Raw genomic sequence first — 17,309 nt, 5'->3', positions numbered from 1 at the left:
ACCGCTAGGCGGCCTTCTCTCTACCCGCCCGACGCGCGGCAATGCTTGCCAGCGCGGTGCGGAACAGTTCGATGTCCTCGGCGCCGGTCGCGGCACCGACCGAGACGCGCAGGGCGCCAAGGCTGTCGCCGTGCCCCATGGCTCTCAACACATGGCTCGGCCCGACCTTGCCCGACGAGCAGGCGGAGCCGGCGGAAACCGCTACGCCTGCCAGATCGAAGGCGATCTGGGCGGTTTCGGCTTTGATGCCGGGAATAGCGAAGAATGTCGTGTTGGCAAGCCTTGGCGCGCCCGTTCCGAAGATTTCCACGTCCGGCACCAGCGTCTTGAGGATGGCTTCGGCCTCGTCGCGACGCTGACGCACGGCACCGATGGCCTTCAGTCCGGCCAGGGATTCTCGTGCAGCGGCGCCAAACCCGGCAATGCCAAGCAGGTTCTCGGTGCCGCCACGGTGGCCTTTTTCCTGGCCGCCGCCATTGATCAGCGGCGTCGGCATCATCAGGTCGGCCGCGGCAACGATGGCGCCGGCGCCCTTGGGGCCGCCGATCTTGTGTGAGGACACAATCGCATAGTCGGCGTATCCAGCCGCCATGTCGACCGAAACGCGGCCAGCGGCCTGCACGGCATCGACGACAAGAATGCCGCCCGCCGACTTGACGATTTCGGCAATGCGATCGATCGGCTGAATAACGCCGGTTTCGTTGTTGGCGGCGTGGATCGCGACCAACGGCAAGCCATCGGCCTTGTCGTGACCGGCGAGCGCCGACGTCAAGGCGTCGAGGTTGAGGATGCCATCGGCGTCGACACCGATCCGCGTTACCTGGCTTGGCGGGAAACGTCCGCCATTCAGCAGGCACGGATGGTCGGCCTCGCACACGTAGAGCCGGCTCATGCGAATGGCGCCGCGCCCCATCCGCCAGTCCGGCGTCAGAAGCGTCGAGGCGGCCTCGGTCGCACCTGAAGTGAAGACGACATGTTCGGCCTTGCCGTTGACCAGTGCCGCCACGTCGCGCCTGGCATTGTCGACAAGCCTGCGCGCGGCGCGCCCCTCGGCATGCACCGAAGAAGGGTTGGCGGCATCAAACGCCGCGACCATGGCCTCGCGCGCCGCTGAAAGCAGCGGCGCACTGGCATTATAGTCGAGATAGGCGCGTGTCGCGGCCATTTTTGTCCAGTTCTTCCCGTCAGAAGCCATTCCGCCGACGTATGGCGTTATTTCCTTGAAATTCCAAGGCAAGCCGTCCTATTTACGCGGCTTGCGGCGAGCGCGACCGGGCGATTGCGTTTCGGCCAGCCAGTTTTGAACAGTTCTAAACTAGCTTCTATGAAGACGCTCGCCCTGCGTCAAGGTCTGTGCAAGCGGGGCCAGAGGAAGAGTTTCCGGGCACCGCGCACTTGTATGTCACGTGGAGTATTTCATGCCTGAGGTCATTTTCACCGGTCCGGCCGGCCGCCTGGAGGGACGCTACCAGCCCTCGCGGGAAAAGAGCGCGCCGATTGCCATCGTGTTGCATCCGCACCCGCAGTTCGGCGGCACGATGAACAACAAGATCGTCTACGACCTCTTCTACATGTTCCAGAAGCGTGATTTCACCACGCTGCGCTTCAATTTCCGTGGCATCGGCCGCAGCCAGGGCGAGTTCGACCATGGTACCGGAGAGTTGTCGGACGCGGCGGCGGCGCTCGACTGGGTGCAGTCGCTGCATCCGGATTCCAAGAGCTGCTGGGTCGCCGGCTATTCCTTCGGTTCGTGGATCGGCATGCAGCTCCTGATGCGCCGGCCCGAGATCGAGGGCTTCATCTCGATCGCGCCGCAGCCCAACACCTATGATTTTTCCTTCCTGGCGCCCTGCCCGTCTTCGGGCCTGATCATTCATGGCGACGCCGACAAGGTGGCGCCGCCAAAGGATGTGCAAGGACTGGTCGACAAGCTGCATACGCAGAAGGGCATCACCATCACGCAGAAGACCTTGCCCGGCGCCAACCACTTTTTCGCCAACGACGCCGATCTCTTGATCGAGGAATGCTCCGATTATCTCGATCGACGGCTGGCGGGAGAATTGTCCGATCCGAGGCCGAAGCGGCTGCGTTAAGACGTCAGGCCGGGCGTATTCGCGGGGGTATGGGCGGGCGGTCAATATCCGCCTCCTCGCCACATGGCGTGCCACGGTCCGGCAGCGACTTATTTTTCTGGAGCAATAAGCCGGAACGATGATTTGCGGACCGGCAAACCTGAAGTTGTCGGCCGGAAGATGAAACCGAGCCTGGCAAAGACCAGTCCGCACGCCAGCGCGAAGGCACAGCCGAGGCCGAAGCCGGCGACGGTGTCGCTCGGATAGTGCGCGCCGACGAAGATCCTGGTCGAGGCGATGCAGCCGGTGACCACCAGGGCGATATACCAACGCCGCGGAAACAAAAGCAGCAGGATACCGAAGACGGCGCCCATCGTCGTGGCATGGCCGGACGGAAAGCCAGCAAAGCGCGCATCGAAGGCAAAGGGGTGCAGTGCAAGGACGCCAAAATCCTGGAAGTAGAGCGGGCGCGCCCTGCCAATGGCATATTTCAGGACATTGACGGTCAGGCCCGACAGGCCAACGGCGCTCAGCACCAGAAAAGCCAGACAAGTCCAACTGTAGACCAGCATCTGCGCGCGCCGCGGAAGGCTTCGCCAATCCGTCAGATTGGCCGCGACAAGCAGAAGCGCGGACGGGATGAGATACCAGCCGCCCAGCCCGAACTGCGTGAAGAATTCGGCAAGCCTGGCGGCACCCGCCGACCATTGGCCATGAGCCACCCCCGCCGGCGTATCGAGACGAACAAAGGCCGCTGCCGTCAGAAAGACCCAGACCAGTCCCCACGCCCACCATGAGATGTTTGGATAGCGAGCGGGCCGAACGGCGAGGCGCCGCCTTGCGATCCGTAGGGTGTCGCGAAAATTGCCGAGGGACCGGCGTCCTATCCCGAGGGGGGAGTTGGTAACTGGTGGGCGTGATTTCACGAGCATTGGAAACTGGACTCTGTCATCGACCCAGCCGTCATTGGGCTACACGATAAAGGCCGAGCGACAGTTTGTCTCCCGACGAATAGTTGAGGCCATCGATTTCAGCGACGCGGTTCACCGATTTGCCTCGCACCGACAGCATGCCATTCAGCTTCTGCTCATCCCCGATCGGGGCCAGCCCCAAGGCACAGGCAGGATCGGCGAGCAGGTGCTCCGCCACGCCTCCGACATCGGTCAGCACCGTTTTCGTGCCGACCAGAAACACCAGGCTCGGCTCCTGATATCGCGCCGAGGCCAGTACCGTTGTGTCGCATGCCTGGTTGGCAAGCACGGCTTGCCTGATCGCCGGGCTCAGCCACATCGGTTTCAGCGACGGCGCGATGACCCCGAACAGCAAGGCATAGGTGATGCCCGCGCAGGCGGCGGTGGCTCCGATGCGAGGCAGCGGCACCTGTAACTGCCTGGAGAATGCGAGATAGCCGGCGCCGAGTGCTGACGCTGCCGCAGGAATGCTCCACCACGAGAAGCTGTGCGTAATGTAGATCGGTGCCCCGACACAAACCGCCGCCAGCCCGAGGCTGACCACCACCAGTCCGAACGCGGTCGACCACCACAACCACTGCTGCCAGCGCTTGAGAGGCGCATTGGCGTCCTGCGGCGACAACGTCAGCACCCAGCCGATCAGCAGCGCCATGCCGGGATAGGCCGGCAGGACGTAATGCGGCAGTTTGGTCGGGATGAGTTCGAACACCAGCCAGAACGGAATGTACCATGCCAGGCAAAAGCGCAGCCTGAAATCGTCGCGCACACGATTGAGTGCCTGCAGACCGGCGCCGACCGCGATCAGGCCGAACGGCCACATGAAAAGCGAATAGGTCAGCATGTAGAAGCCGGGCGGCAGGCCGTGCGATTCCTCGCCCGACGCGACCTTGTTCAGCATATCCTTGCCGACGGCTTCCTGAAAAAAGGCGCCGCCGCTCTTCCAGCCGATAAAAGCGACCCAGGGCAGCACGATGAGCAAAACGAGCGCGACGCCGCGCACCAGCTTCAGTTTCAAAAGCCAGCGCCAGTCGCGTTCGAAAGCAAACAACGCGGCCGCCGTCAGCAGTGACAGAAGCGGGGCCACGGGCCCCTTGATGAGGATCCCGACGCCTTGCGCGAACCAGAATATCCACGGCAGATGGCCGGCCACCGGCTCGTTGCGGCGCGACGCCAGATAGACTTGCGCCAGCGCGCCCTGCGCGGCCACGCAACAGGCCAGAAGCATGGCGTCGGTTTTGGCGTCGCGTCCCTCGAACGCGGTTGCGAAGATCGCCGCCATCATCAGGCCGGCGGCTAGGCCGGCATTGGCGCCGAACAATTTTGTGCCCGTCCAGCCGATGCCCAGGACAGCGAGCGCGATTCCGAGCATCGAGACAAGGCGGTACACCCAGATCGGCGCGGCCGCGCCCTCGCCGCTCAATGCGACAGCAGCCGATTGCAGCCAGTAGATGCCGATCGGCTTCTTGTAGCGCGAGACATCCTGGAAGCGGATGTCTATATAGTCGCCGGTTTCGACCATCTGCTTGGTCGCCTGGACAAAGCGGGATTCATCGCGGTCGATCGGCGGAAGGCTCGCCAAGCCGCTGATACTCATGACCAAGCTGAACAGGAAGAGGAAGAGGTAGTTTCTGTTCATCGCGGGAGCTTTCCGGATCTGATCTACGGGATGACCCCGTCGCGGCGTGCGGGCGCTGCCCTTGCGCGGCGCCTCATTACGCCAGCGGCATGGATGAGGCAAGGATTGGCAAATTCCCTCCGCGCCGGCCGCAAAACCGGATTCCACTTTTGCTGATCGCGGGCTCCTTGTTGGCGCGCGATCCGACGCAAAACCGGATTCCACTTTTGCTGATCGCGGGCTTCTTGTTGGCGCGCGATCCGACGCAAAACCGGATTCCACTTTTGCTGATCGCGCTTGGGTGCTAAACGCGCGCGTTCACATATGCCCGGCTGGACCGGGCATACGCTTTCGGGAAAAAACCATGCCTGCCTTCAAATCCGATTTCCTGCGCACCATGAGCGAGCGCGGTTTCATCCACCAGACCTCGGATGATGCCGGTCTCGACCAACTCTTCGCCAAGGAAACGGTGACGGCCTATATCGGCTTCGACGCCACCGCCAGAAGCCTGCATGCCGGCTCGCTGATCCAGATCATGATGCTGCATTGGCTGCAGCAGACCGGCCATCGGCCGATCGCCCTGATGGGCGGCGGCACGTCGATGATCGGCGATCCCTCCTTCAAGGACGAGGCGCGCAAGCTGCTCACGCCGCAAGACATCGACGCCAATCTTGCCGGCATCCGCCGCAACTTCATGCCCTACCTCAAATTCGGCAGTGGTCCGAACGACGCGGTCATGGTCAACAATGCCGACTGGCTGATGGAGATCAACTACGTCAATTTCCTGCGCGATGTCGGCCGGCACTTTTCCGTCAACCGCATGCTTGCGTTCGATTCCGTCAAGTTGCGGCTCGATCGCGAGCAATCGCTGTCGTTCCTCGAATTCAACTACATGATCCTGCAGGCTTATGATTTCGTCGAACTCTACAAGCGCCTCGGCTGCCGCCTGCAGATGGGCGGCTCCGACCAATGGGGCAACATCATCAACGGCATCGATCTCGGTCGCCGTATGGAAGATGCGCAACTCCATGCGCTGACCACGCCGCTGCTCACCACCTCGTCCGGCGCCAAGATGGGCAAGTCGGCGTCGGGTGCGGTCTGGCTCGATCCGCAGATGCTGAGCCCTTACGAGTTCTGGCAGTACTGGCGCAACACCGAGGATGCCGACGTTGCCCGGTTCCTGAAACTCTACACCACATTGCCGCTGGACGAGGTCGCACGGCTCGAGCGATTGGGCGGGTCCGAGATCAACGAGGCAAAGAAGATCCTCGCGACCGAGATCACCGCCCATCTGCATGGCCGCGCGGCCGCCGAACAGGCCAGCGAGACGGCGCGAAAGACTTTCGAGGAAGGCGCTCTGGCCGACACTTTGCCGACCGTCGAGGCGGACAAGGCCGCGCTCGAAGCCGGTGTCGGCATCCTGTCGCTACTGGTCAGCGCCGGGCTGGCATCATCCAATGGCGAGGCACGGCGGCATATCCAAGGCGGCGCCGTGCGCCTGAACGACCAGCCGGTCAGCGACGATCGCCGCATGGTGACGCTTCAGGATCTGAGTCCGGAAAACGTCATAAAGCTTTCATTGGGCAGGAAAAAACACATCCTGGTCAGGCCGGCATGAGGCCCTTGGAGCCGTTTCCTGGAAACGGCTCCCACTATTTGTCTTGGCGCGGTTCCGGACGGAAAACCGGTTCACACTTTTCCTGGAATTACTCTAGCGGTACTCGAAGATCGACCTGAATATCCCCGGCGCGATCACCGACAGTGGATTGACGTCGAGCACCGGCTTGTTGGCATTTCCCCTGAGGCGGTAGGTGACGCCGATCAGGCCGCGGTCGCGGCCGTTGCCCAGAAGCGCGCCGACGATGGGCAGCTCGCCAAAGATGCGGTTGAGGCCGTAGACCGGCATGAAAGTGCCGGTCATATCCATATTGTTGTTCTGGTCGTAGAGGATGCCTTGGAAGGTCGTGCCGATGCGCGGGCCGCGCAGCACGCCATTGGTCAGCCGGAGATAGCCGCTGCCCTTGTCGATTTCGGCGTAGCCGCGCTCGAACTTCACCCGCGACGTGTCGAGCTTGCCCTTCACCGCCTGGTTGAGGCTGCGGCTGTCGCCGGCCGGCGTGGTCGAGACGATGGAGGCGAGCTTGGGTTCGTTGACGACAAAGAAGTTGGTGGTGTCGACCTTGCCCTTCATCGGCCCGTCGCTGGCCCCGGTCAGCGCCAGCGTGATCGATCCGCCTTCCATGTGCTCATAGATGTTGAGGAACCGCAGGATGGCGCCGGCGTCCGCCGACTGCACATTGAGCGAACGCCTGCCGTCGCCGGTGGTGTTGCTGATGGCGATGGCGGCGCCCGAACTCGCCGTCGCGCTGACCTTCAGTCCGTTCACCCGCGAACCGGCCGCACTGTAGTCGAGCTTCAGGTTGGAGAGTTGCTCGTCGTGGAAACCGGTGAGCTGATTGACGTCCGCACTGACCGAAATGTTGTCAGTTCCTGTCGTTTTGGTCGCGGTGTCCACATCGGATGTGAACTGCTTGATCAGCGAACGAGCATCAAGCGCATTGCCATTGATGCCGACCGCATAGCCCTTGCCCGATCGCTTCACCGACACGGAAACATCATCGCCCCGGTTCAGGGTGACCCTGCTGAACTTGGCCGACGACAGCGCGCCGTTGACCAGCACGATGCCGCCATCGATGGAGAATGTCTTGCCACCGAGGTCGAAGTCGGACAGCGTCGTGGTGTCGCCGGACTTGGTCATGACGAAGTTGGCGCTGGCGGGAACCCCCGCCCCCTTGCTCCAGCCAGCCCAGGGGATGTCCAGCCTGGCATTGGTCAGGTCGACCGAAACGTTCTGGTTGCCGTTGCCGCTCTTGTCGATCGCGACCTTCACCGTTCCGCCAAGCAGCGGCGTCAGGCCGGGCATGGCGGCGGCGCGGATCTTGTCGTCGAGCACAAGGGCGACTTTGCGGCTGCGCGCCGGTCCATCATCCGCCAACGGCTCGACGAGATCGAGTTCGGCCGGAATGCCGTTCAGCGATGCCTTGGCCGAAATGACGGCCTTTTGCGGGTCGACCGTGATCGAGCCGTCCGCGTCCGTCACGGCCTGTCCCTCGAACGGCTTGGCCAGGGACAGGCCGGTGTAGTCGAGCGACACCAGCCAATCGAGCTTCGCGGTATCGACGCCCGACTGCAGCGGAATGTCCGCCTTGACGTGGCCGGTGACGCTGCCGGAAAGATCCTCAGGCAGGATGCCGACATGGCGCATGGCGTTGATCGGTTCGTAGGAGGCAAGCTCGGCGACGGCCGGCGCCTCCCCCTCGACATCGATGTCAAGTGCGCCGATGACCGGCGGACGGTTGGCGGCCTTGACCGTCAGCGTGCCGTTGCTGGCCGCCACCGTGCGGCCACTCGGCATGAAGACGGTGCCCGACGACAAGGATACGTCGACATCGTTGCCGTGGAATCCGACCACGCCCACCGCGTCGCGGATCGGCGGAATGCGGCCGGCAGTGTCGAAACGCGCGCCTTCGATCTGGAAGCGGCCGAAGACCTCGTCGGCGGAAAGCGGCACGCCATTGCCGAGGCGATCCGGCACAACCTGGAACTGCAGGCTGCCATCGACCACGCGGCCGCCGAACAGATTGTTCAGCACCCAGAGCCGCGCATTGCGCGCCGAAAACCACGGCCACAGCTGTTTGACGTGCGAGACCGGCATGTCATGGATGTTGAGCGCCAGATTGATCCCGGGAGCCTTGCCCTCCGCGAATTCCACGGCCGCGGTGCCAAGCACCTCGCCGGACCCGGCGGACCGAACCGCGATCTGCTCGGCCACCAGTTTATGGCTTTGCGGCTGGTAGATGCCGGCGATGCGCGCCAGGAACATCAGCGCGGGCTCAGGAGATTCCGATGGAGCCAGGGTCGAACCGTCGCTGGTCAGATCGTAACGGTAGGAGGGTTCCTCACCAGCCACCCCGGTTGCTGGTTTTGGCCCGATCGAGCCGCCGAAATCGAATGAAGACCTGCCGGTTTTCAAGAGCAGCCTGTCCACCTGGATCTTGTTGGAGCCATGGACAAGCGTCGCATTGACATCGGCATCCGCCGGCAGCAGCCCGCGTGTGCCGAGATCCAGCACGGACCCGGTGGACGAAAGGGCGGCCGTCAAGCGTGATGCGGTGGCACCTGACCCTTCCGATCCTGTCAACTTCAGCGCGACGGCACCAAGCTTGCCGGAGCCGGCAGCGGTGGCGCCGGCATCCGCCAGATTCATGCTGGCATCCAACGCCGTCACCCGGTGCGCCGCGATATTACGGGTGGCGGAGGCTACAACGGTGACTGTCCTGCCGTCGACGTCGGCTTCGGAGGTGAACTCCATGCCGCCCGGCCCCGACTGAACCACGGTGGCGTCGGCGATCTTGATCAGCTTGATCGATCCAGCGTCGGGCAGCACGAACTCGACATTGCTGAGATCGATCCGGCGCATCGAATCTTCCCGCACGGCGTCGAGCGCACGATGGATGTAGCCGAACACCGCGTCCGACAGCTTCTCCGGATCGACGAGGCCGCTCTCGTTGCGCAGCGCCGCGGTCCAGTCGCCGCCGGACGGCATCGCGGCCATGACGATGCGGGCATCGGATATCCTGGCACTGGTCAGCCGCACCTCGCCCCACAAAAGCGGCACCAGGCGGATACCGAAGCGCACACGCCCGGCATCGGCCATGGGTTTGCCGTCCGATGTCTTCAGGCTGACATCGCTCACCTGCAGCGCCACGAAGCTCGAACTGTCGAGCGTGATGCGGGCGGGCCCGACCGCGACATCGACGTCGACGCCCGCCAGCCTCTCGATGGCGCTCTCCGCCTCGACGCGGAGCCGGTCCGAACCAATGCCGGAAAGGCCGACGAGATAGACCGCCGTCGCGGCCAGCAGCATGAACGCGACCACGCCGGCAAACACGCGCGAAAGGATGCGAAAGCCGCGGCCGATCGCCGCCTGGCCAAGGGGCGGGACGCGGCACGCGGACGGCAGGGCCCCCAGGTCGGTGATTTCGTCCCGCCTGAACCGGATCTTCTCGTGCTGCGGTTGCTCCTGATCCACGCAATCTTCCGTTGTACAAACTCGCTCGTGGACGAATCCCCGGTCGACACTATATCGGTGTGGCTTCGCGCGTAACCTCAAACAAGGGCATCGATATGGCTGACCTGGAAGTAGGCGATCCCGCGCCGCAATTCGATCTGCCGCGGGACGGCGGCGGATCGCTCAGCCTGGCCGCATCCGCCGGCAAGCCAGTCGTGCTCTATTTCTATCCGCAGGACGATACGACAAGCTGCACGCAAGAGGCGATCAGCTTCTCGCGGTTGAAGCCGGAATTCGAGAGGGCCGGCGCTGTCGTCATCGGCCTGTCGCCCGACAGCGCCAAGAAGCACGACAAGTTCAAGTCGAAATATGATCTCACCATCGATCTTGCCGCCGACGAGGAGCGCAAGGTGATCGAGGCTTACAATCTGTGGGTCGAGAAATCGATGTACGGCCGCAGATACATGGGTGTCGAGCGCGCGACATTCTTGATCGGCAGTGACGGACGGATTGCCAAGATCTGGCGCAAGGTCCGGGTCAAGGGCCATGCCGAGGCCGTTCTGGAAGCCGTTCGCGCGCTTTGAGCCAAAGCCCGCGACGCAAAAGACGATCATGGGGCTATTCGTCAGGCACCGCGTCGGCTTTCGGCTGCCGCCGCGTCTTCCAGGATTTCGAAACATGGTCCACATGGTCGGCCAGTGCGGCGAGATGACCGCGCAAGCCGCGCGCACCCATCATCGACGACAGCGCGACCGATTGCGTGGCGAAGCGGCGCTTGAAATCCTCGCCGCCGCAGAGAAAATCAATCGTGGCAAGGCCACGGTCGAGCGACCACTGGATATAGTCCATCATCAGCACCATACCCGGCGAGGCGCGCTCGTGTTCGGGGTCGTAGGTGGTGACGAAAGCCATCATCGTGCCGTGCTGCTCGAAGTTGATCGAGACAGCGATGATCGTGTCGTCAAGCTCAAGCACGAAGATGCGCAACAGCCCGAGGTCGGCCAGCACGGAAATAAGCGCGGCGAGAACCGGCGAGCCCTCATCGAACAGATCCGAAGCGCGGCCATGCCGAACGAGCCAGAGCCGCTTCAGCGTCGCCACCCGCTCGAGCACCGGCTCGCGCGGGTCATCCGCATCCAGCAAGCGGAAACGCAATGCGCCGCTCTCTTCCATGAACTTGCGGCCACGACGATAGTTCTGCCGGCCCTTTTTCGACAACGTCTCGAACCATTCCGCCCCACTCCGCCAGGGACCAGTGACACGATAGCTGATTTCACCGCGGTGGTTGGGCCGAAGCGCCTTGCCATGGGCCGGGCGCAGCAGGGCATGAACACCGGCATCCGGCAGCAGACGGTTGAGGTAGATCAGGTCGAAGCCGCCCTGATCGAAAACATACTGCCAAAGGCGGGAGATCGCCTGCGGGTCGCTGTCGGGTGCAACCAGCGCGTCACCATAGTCACTGTGGTCCTTCGCCGCCCATTCGAGCATGCGGATGCCGGAGCGCCTGAAGGTCGCGAGCGCTATTACGCCCTCGAGCCGGTCGCCGTTCCAGGCAAGCCCAATCCTGAGTGCGCGCCGCTCCTGATGCGGGGTGGTGCGCCACCAGGCCGCGATCCAGTCGGGATGCTGGAAGACAAGCCCGCCAGCCCGCTGCCAGAGCGTGCTCCAGGCCGGTGCGATCTCGGCCAGGCGCCCCGCCGATGTCACGATTTCGAAGGTGTGTGTCCGCTGGAGGGAAAGCGTGACGGGGGCGTTCATGGCCGTGTCCCTTCCGATGGTCGCGCGGTCCGTGGCTGTCGCTTTCCAGGCCGGATACGCCTGGCAATATGACCCCACATCCGCTTCAGCGGCATGACATAAAGGCCGGCGAGCGACTGGTAGTCGCGCACATCGCGGTCGACCAGTCCGAACTTGAAGTCCTCGTCGGGCCTCGGCACACACAATGTTCCAAAGAGCCGGTCCCAGAACGAGAAGAGCAGCCCGAAATTCTTGTCGTAGTGGCGTGGATCGACGCTGTGATGCAGCTGGTGCCAATGAGGACACAGGATCAAGTTGTTGAGCGGGCCGAACGAGATCTTGAAATGCGTGTGCCTGACAAAATCCATCATCAAGATGTTCCGCATCACATAGACGTTGACGCCAAAGACCGTCAGTTCGACAAGGTTAAGCGAAATCAGCGACCAGACGCCGAAGCACAGCCCCACGATGAGCCCGTCCCAGGCTCGGTTCATCAGCTCGTCGAGCGGATGGACCCTATCCTTGGTGATCCCGACCATCACCTCGGCCGAGTGATGCACCTTGTGCAGCTCCCAAAGCATCGGATAGCGATGCTGGGCGACGTGATAGAGATAATAGGAAATGTCGTAGGCGAGCAGCATGCTGATGGTGAAGATCAGCACCGTCACCGGTCCTGCCGGCCCCTCGATTAGAGGCGGCTGGAACTGGAACAGTGTCGAAAACAGCCAGTTGGTCCCGTAGCCCGCCGCCGTGACGAAGACAATTCCGGCGGGCAGCATCAGGAAAGGCATCAGGGCCTTCTTGGTGACCCAGAACAGCAGGTCGGCTTTCGCGGAGGGATGGGTGATGACCTCATGGGGGACGACGAACTCGAAAAACTCCTTCCAGCTCTTCTCCTCGACCGTGCGCCAATAGGCCACGAGCGCGCTGACAAAGGCCGTCAGCAGCAAAAGCCCGGTCGCCAGCAGACTGGCGCCCGAAATCTTGTCGACGATCTTGCCAATCAGGTCGTCCAGCATTCCTACCGCCACGATGAATCCGAAATACCGGCAAGCCTTTACTCGAAAAAAGTCAATCAAACGCAATCGAATACAGTTAAGAAACCTGGACCTTGCTCAGCGCGTGACCGACCGCTGCTGGTGGAACATTGGGGCTCTTCGCCAAGGATTTCGCGACGTAGCGCCGTCCCTGGCGATTCCCATGCAACCTCTTGCCTGCATTGCGGGCATTCGGCGTGGCGCAGCTGATACGGCAAGCCTTTGTTAACCCTAATAATGTGTAATCAGGCTGTCGTGGTGTCGTAACGAAAGCTTGGTCCCGTGAACGCAACCGGTCAGTCCGCAGTCTTCGGCAGGCGCAAGGAACCGCACACGATCATCATCGCCCGGGGCGACCAGATCAGGCACTTCACGATCCGCCCCTGGTTGGCGGCATTCATTGGTTCAGCACTCGCCGCCATTGCCATCGGCTACCTCCTGGCCACATCCTATCTGGTTCTGCGTGACGACCTGATCGGCGCCACCACGGCGCGCCAGGCTCGCATGCAGCAGGCTTACGAGGACCGCATTTCGGCGCTTCGCGCCCAGGTCGACCGCATTACGAGCAGGCAGTTGCTCGACCAGCAATTGATGGAAACCAAAGTCAGCGAACTGCTCGAGCGCCAGACGCAGCTGAGCCAGCGGCATGGCCGTCTCGGCCCACTGCTCGAACGTGCCGAAGGTGAGGTCGGAACGGTGCCCGCCGAAGATCCGGCCGCGGCCGCCAAGCCGGACAAGGGCGCCGAGGTGACCGGCAGCATCGGCCAGCCAGCGCAGAACTACGCGATTGCCAGCTTGGGCGCAGACCTCGGCACCGCCGACACAAGGCCCTTCTCCTTGTGGTCGACCCGCACCGATCCGCTGCCCAGCGACTCAGCCGCCGATCGCGCCGACAGGCTGTTCGTTTCGATTAACCAGTCGCTGAAATCCATCGAGAATGAACAGCTCAGCCGCATCAACACGCTCGCTGACAATGCCTATAAAAGCGCCGATGCCATCCAGCAGGCGCTGCGGACGGCCGGGCTGCCGGTCGACAGTGATTTCGGCAAGAACGAAAGCGATGTCGGCGGACCGCTGATTCCGCTCGACTCGTCGATGATCTTCGACAGCAAGGTCAAGGAACTGGACGAGGCGCTGGATGCGCTCGATCACCTAAAGAAGGAAGCGCGCCGGTTGCCGCTTGAAAACCCTGCCCCTGGCCACTCCGTCACCAGTCCGTTCGGCGTGCGCACCGATCCCATTCTCGGGACGGCCGCTTTGCATTCGGGCATGGATTTCAGGGCCCCGATCGGCATGGCGGCCAAGGTCACCGCGCCCGGCATCGTCACCAAGGCCGGCTGGAATGGCGGCTATGGCCGCATGGTCGAAATCGACCATGGCAATGGCTTTGCCACGCGCTACGGACATCTCAGCGAGATCGACGTGACGGTGGGCGAGAAGGTGGACGCCGGCGCCGTCATCGGCAAGACCGGCAGCAGCGGGCGCTCGACCGGCCCGCATCTGCACTATGAAGTGCGTCACAATGGCGAGGCGATCGATCCGCTGCGCTTCCTGACTGTCGGCAGGAAAGTCGCCCAGTATCTCTAACAAGATCGACCGCTGGCTTGCTGAATCCGGAGCCGTCGGTGCCGGTCAGGCACACCTCTCCTCGTCATGCGGTATCCCGCACCGCCGTAAACCGCCATATCCGCGGCTCCCCGCGTTCCGAATCATTTTTGAATTCCATTTGACTGAATAAATATTTGATGCGAACCTTACGTCAGGTGGAGGCGCAAGGCATGGCATTGCGGGGGACCAATCAGGAGTTCGGGCGGCCGTACAACCGGCGCATCGTGCTTGAGTCCATCCGCCGTCATGGCCCGATTGCACGTGGCGACATCGCCAGGCACGTCGGGCTCACCGTGCAGACCGTGTCGACCATCGTTCGCGAACTGGAGGAACAGGGCTACATCCTGTCCTTGCGCGAAGAGCCGAAGGGGCGTGGCCTGCCACCGGCGACGCTGCGCATCAACCCGGAAGGCGGCTATGCCGTCGGCATCCACCTGACGCCGCTTGGAATAGACGCCGCGCTGATCAATCTCAGCGGCGACGTCATCGAGAGTTCACGCTGCGAGGCGTCCAACGCGACGCCCGATCACGCGTTCGACCAGATTGGCGCCATGGTCCGCGACCTGACGGGCAAGCGGCCAGGCGGCCGCGTCATCGGCGTCGGCATGGCGCTTCCCGGCCCGTTCGATGTGGACTCCATGAGCTTTGTCGGCCCGACCACGATGACCGGCTGGAAGCATGTGGCGCTGCGTGAGCGGCTGACGGCCGCGACAAGATTGCCGGCGTTCTTCGAGAGCGACATGGCCGCCGCCGCGATGGGCGAGCGGCTTTATGGCATCGGAGCCCGCCATTCCGACTATTACTATCTCTATTTCGGCGTCGGACTTGGCGGCGCGATGATGCATGACGGCAGCGTTCTGCGCGGCGCCTGGGGCAATGCGGGCGAGATCGGCCACATTCCCGTGGTCCCCGATGGCGAGCTTTGCCCCTGCGGCAACCGAGGCTGCCTCGAGCGCTACCTGTCGCTCGAGGCGCGAGGCCGCCGGGCCGGCAACGACGCCGATTGGGTGGCGCAAGTCGGCCCGATCTTCCGCAACACCATCGCCATTATCGAAAACCTCTTCGATCCAGAGACGGTCGTGCTCGGCGGCCTGGCGGCATCGGAACTGCTCGAGCGCCTGGCGGAGGCGGCCGAACCGCTGCACAATTCGGTTTCGGCACGCGCGGACCGCAAGACGCCGCGTGTCGTCGTCGCCGGCGGCGGCCAGCATGCCGTGCTGCGCGGCGCGGCGGCGCTCGCCGTTTCAGGGGTGTTGTCGCCACGCTTCGGCCAGATGTTCGCCGCCGAACGCGAGCGCGGCCGCGACATACTTTCGGCCAGGGAGATTGCCGCATGAGCGAACCTCTGCTGGTGCTCGACAACGTGACCAAGAACTACGGCGCGATCGAAGCGCTGAAGGGGATCAGCTTTTCCATCGGCAAGGGCGAAGTGGTGGCGTTGCTCGGCGACAATGGCGCCGGCAAGTCGACGCTGGTCAAGATCATATCTGGCGGTCTCGAACCGACCTCCGGCCGCATGCTGTTCGAGGGCAAGGAATTCCTGGCCCGGTCGCCGGCGGAAGCCAAGGCGGCGGGCATCGAGACCGTCTACCAGGACCTGTCGCTGTGCACAAATGTCGATGTGGTGGCCAATTTCTTCATGGGCCGCGAGATCACCAGGAAGGTGCTTGGCATTCCGGTGCTCGATGAGCGCGCCATGGAAGCCGTGGTCGGCAAGGCGCTGGCCAGCGCCGGGACCCGCATTCCTTCGCTGCGCACCAATGTCGAGCATCTCTCGGGCGGCCAGCGGCAGGCCATCGAGTTGAACCGCTTCGTGCATTGGGGCGGCAAGCTGGTGCTGCTCGACGAGCCGTTCGCCGCGCTTGGCGTCGAGCAGACGCGGCGCGGTCTCGACATGATCCGCCAGGTGGCGAGCCAGGGCATCGGCGTCGTCATCATCACCCATATCATGCAGCAGGCTTTTCAGGTCGCCGACCGGATCGTGGTCATCCGGCAAGGCGTCGTGGCAGGCGATGTCGCACGCAACAAGACAAGTCCCGATGCGGTGATCAACATGATCACCGGAGAGACGCTTGCCGGTGCCGGACCGGCGGGCCGAGGGACATAGAGGGGTCCGGCTTAACAGGGAGCCAACGACATGAAGCGAATACTTCTTGCTGTCTTCGGTATCGTGGCACTGGCCTTTGCCACGCTCACGCCGGCATTCGCCCAGTCCAAGGGTATTGTCTACTACATGGTGCCGACATTGCTCGACGAGTTCCAGACCGGCTCGGTGAGCGCGCTGGAGCTGTTCCTGAAACAGACCGGCTACGAGATGAAGACGCTGAACGCCGACAACAAGACCGACGCGCAGCAATCGCAGATGAACGACGTCATCGCGCTGCAGCCGGCGGCGATCATCCTGGCCGCCGTCGATTTCAATGCGCTGAAACCATCGATCGAGGCAGCGCGCGCCGCAGGCATTCCAGTGGTCGAGTTCGACCGCCAGATCACGTCGACACCGTCCGACTTCACGTCGGTCGCGGGCACTGTCGAGATCGGCTACGTCGCCGCAGAGCAGGCCGAAAAGCTTCTGAAAGCCAAGAACGGCTCGGTGAAGGGCAAGGTCCTGCAGGTGCTTGGCGATCCCGGCGATCCCTACACGTTGGACATCCAGAAGGGTTTCGAGGAGAAGATGAAGGCGTTCCCGGACGTCAAGATCATCTCGCTGCCGGCCATGCAATGGGAGGCCAGCAACGCCGGCACCATCGTTGCCGACCAGATGCTGGCCAACCCCGACATCGACCTGATCTTCAGCCATGCCGCACACTTGTCGGTCGCCGCCGTCGCCTCGCTCGAGGCCGCCGGCAAGAAGCCTGGCGACGTCATGCTGATGAGCTCGAACGGCGCACCGGTCGGCCTCGACCTGATCCGCAAGGGCTGGCTCAACGTCGAGGTCGAGCAGCCGCTTTACGCACAGGCCGCTGCCGTCGCCATGTTCATGGACAAGGTCGTCAAGAAGGAAGAGATCAAGCCCGGCGAATACGATGTGCTTGGCCTGAAATCGACCCTCACCAAGGAAGCCTGGGGCCCCAACATCAAGATCCCGGGTGCCGCCATCACCAAGGAAAACGTCGACAACCCGGCTTTCTGGGGCAACCAGAAGCCGCCGACGGATACCGTCAAGTCGGTCGAATAGACAGATGGCCCGACCGCTCC

Annotated in this window: 14 protein-coding genes; 8 read left to right on the top strand and 6 right to left on the bottom strand. The window is 63.1% G+C overall.

Features of this window, described 5'->3' with window-relative positions; translation table 11 throughout:
* Window positions 1-4: 4 nt before the first annotated feature.
* Entirely contained in the window at window positions 5-1,165 is a 1,161-nt protein-coding gene (locus ACVWWD_RS19345; RefSeq protein WP_457103276.1) for a cysteine desulfurase family protein, read from the bottom strand.
* A gap of 253 nt (window positions 1,166-1,418) precedes the next feature.
* Here ACVWWD_RS19345 and ACVWWD_RS19340 point away from each other — a divergent pair, with 253 nt between their 5' ends.
* On the top strand, window positions 1,419-2,093 hold the full coding sequence (locus ACVWWD_RS19340; RefSeq protein WP_015318172.1) for an alpha/beta hydrolase: 675 nt from the start codon (window positions 1,419-1,421) through the stop codon (window positions 2,091-2,093).
* Window positions 2,094-2,182: 89 nt separating this feature from the next.
* On the opposite strand, the gene ACVWWD_RS19335 is transcribed toward ACVWWD_RS19340, so the two are convergent.
* Both ACVWWD_RS19335 and ACVWWD_RS19330 read right to left on the bottom strand, forming a co-directional pair.
* The gene (locus tag ACVWWD_RS19335) at window positions 2,183-2,794 is read right to left on the bottom strand and encodes a phosphatase PAP2 family protein (RefSeq protein ID WP_245273892.1); all 612 of its coding nucleotides are present in this window, start codon (window positions 2,792-2,794) and stop codon (window positions 2,183-2,185) included.
* Between the two features lie 241 nt (window positions 2,795-3,035).
* Window positions 3,036-4,679: an ArnT family glycosyltransferase gene (locus tag ACVWWD_RS19330; RefSeq protein ID WP_352551692.1), complete on the bottom strand. Its 1,644-nt coding sequence runs from the start codon at window positions 4,677-4,679 to the stop codon at window positions 3,036-3,038.
* An 89-nt stretch (window positions 4,680-4,768) separates the two neighbouring features.
* Between ACVWWD_RS19330 and ACVWWD_RS19325 the strand changes: the two genes are divergently transcribed.
* Both ACVWWD_RS19325 and tyrS read left to right on the top strand, forming a co-directional pair.
* Window positions 4,769-4,966, top strand: a complete 198-nt coding sequence (locus ACVWWD_RS19325) for a hypothetical protein (protein WP_352551690.1) — start codon at window positions 4,769-4,771, stop codon at window positions 4,964-4,966.
* 56 nt (window positions 4,967-5,022) lie between these two features.
* Window positions 5,023-6,276 carry a tyrosine--tRNA ligase gene (gene tyrS, locus ACVWWD_RS19320; RefSeq protein WP_352551688.1) on the top strand — a complete coding sequence of 418 codons (1,254 nt, stop codon included), beginning with the start codon at window positions 5,023-5,025 and terminating at the stop codon, window positions 6,274-6,276.
* A gap of 93 nt (window positions 6,277-6,369) precedes the next feature.
* Here tyrS and ACVWWD_RS19315 read toward each other — a convergent pair whose 3' ends face one another.
* Window positions 6,370-9,750, bottom strand: a complete 3,381-nt coding sequence (locus tag ACVWWD_RS19315; RefSeq protein ID WP_457103275.1) for a hypothetical protein — start codon at window positions 9,748-9,750, stop codon at window positions 6,370-6,372.
* A 95-nt stretch (window positions 9,751-9,845) separates the two neighbouring features.
* On the opposite strand from ACVWWD_RS19315, the gene ACVWWD_RS19310 reads away from it, so the two are divergent.
* On the top strand, window positions 9,846-10,313 hold the full coding sequence (locus ACVWWD_RS19310) for a peroxiredoxin (RefSeq protein WP_352553537.1): 468 nt from the start codon (window positions 9,846-9,848) through the stop codon (window positions 10,311-10,313).
* A 34-nt stretch (window positions 10,314-10,347) separates the two neighbouring features.
* Here the strand turns inward: ACVWWD_RS19310 and ACVWWD_RS19305 are convergent, their stop codons facing one another.
* Together ACVWWD_RS19305 and ACVWWD_RS19300 are read right to left on the bottom strand one after the other, a co-directional pair.
* A complete protein-coding gene (locus ACVWWD_RS19305) occupies window positions 10,348-11,487 on the bottom strand; it encodes a GNAT family N-acetyltransferase (protein WP_352553541.1) in 1,140 nt (379 codons plus the stop codon).
* Window positions 11,484-12,485: a sterol desaturase family protein gene (locus ACVWWD_RS19300; RefSeq protein ID WP_352553543.1), complete on the bottom strand. Its 1,002-nt coding sequence runs from the start codon at window positions 12,483-12,485 to the stop codon at window positions 11,484-11,486. The genes ACVWWD_RS19305 and ACVWWD_RS19300 overlap by 4 nt, the downstream gene beginning before the upstream one ends.
* Before the next feature lie 300 nt (window positions 12,486-12,785).
* On the opposite strand from ACVWWD_RS19300, the gene ACVWWD_RS19295 reads away from it, so the two are divergent.
* The 4 genes from ACVWWD_RS19295 (at window position 12,786) to ACVWWD_RS19280 (ending at window position 17,289) form a co-directional block, all read left to right on the top strand.
* A complete protein-coding gene (locus ACVWWD_RS19295) occupies window positions 12,786-14,090 on the top strand; it encodes a M23 family metallopeptidase (RefSeq protein ID WP_352553545.1) in 1,305 nt (434 codons plus the stop codon).
* A gap of 191 nt (window positions 14,091-14,281) precedes the next feature.
* Window positions 14,282-15,448: an ROK family transcriptional regulator gene (locus ACVWWD_RS19290; protein ID WP_352553547.1), complete on the top strand. Its 1,167-nt coding sequence runs from the start codon at window positions 14,282-14,284 to the stop codon at window positions 15,446-15,448.
* The gene (locus ACVWWD_RS19285) at window positions 15,445-16,218 is read left to right on the top strand and encodes an ATP-binding cassette domain-containing protein (protein ID WP_023773213.1); all 774 of its coding nucleotides are present in this window, start codon (window positions 15,445-15,447) and stop codon (window positions 16,216-16,218) included. Before ACVWWD_RS19290 ends, ACVWWD_RS19285 begins: the two co-directional genes overlap by 4 nt.
* A 30-nt stretch (window positions 16,219-16,248) precedes the next feature.
* Complete coding sequence (locus ACVWWD_RS19280) at window positions 16,249-17,289, top strand: sugar ABC transporter substrate-binding protein (protein ID WP_352553549.1); 1,041 nt, start codon at window positions 16,249-16,251, stop codon at window positions 17,287-17,289.
* Window positions 17,290-17,309 lie beyond the last annotated feature (20 nt).

The organism is Mesorhizobium sp. URHB0026 (genome assembly GCF_054059755.1).
This window is presented reverse-complemented; position numbering and strand designations above follow the sequence as displayed.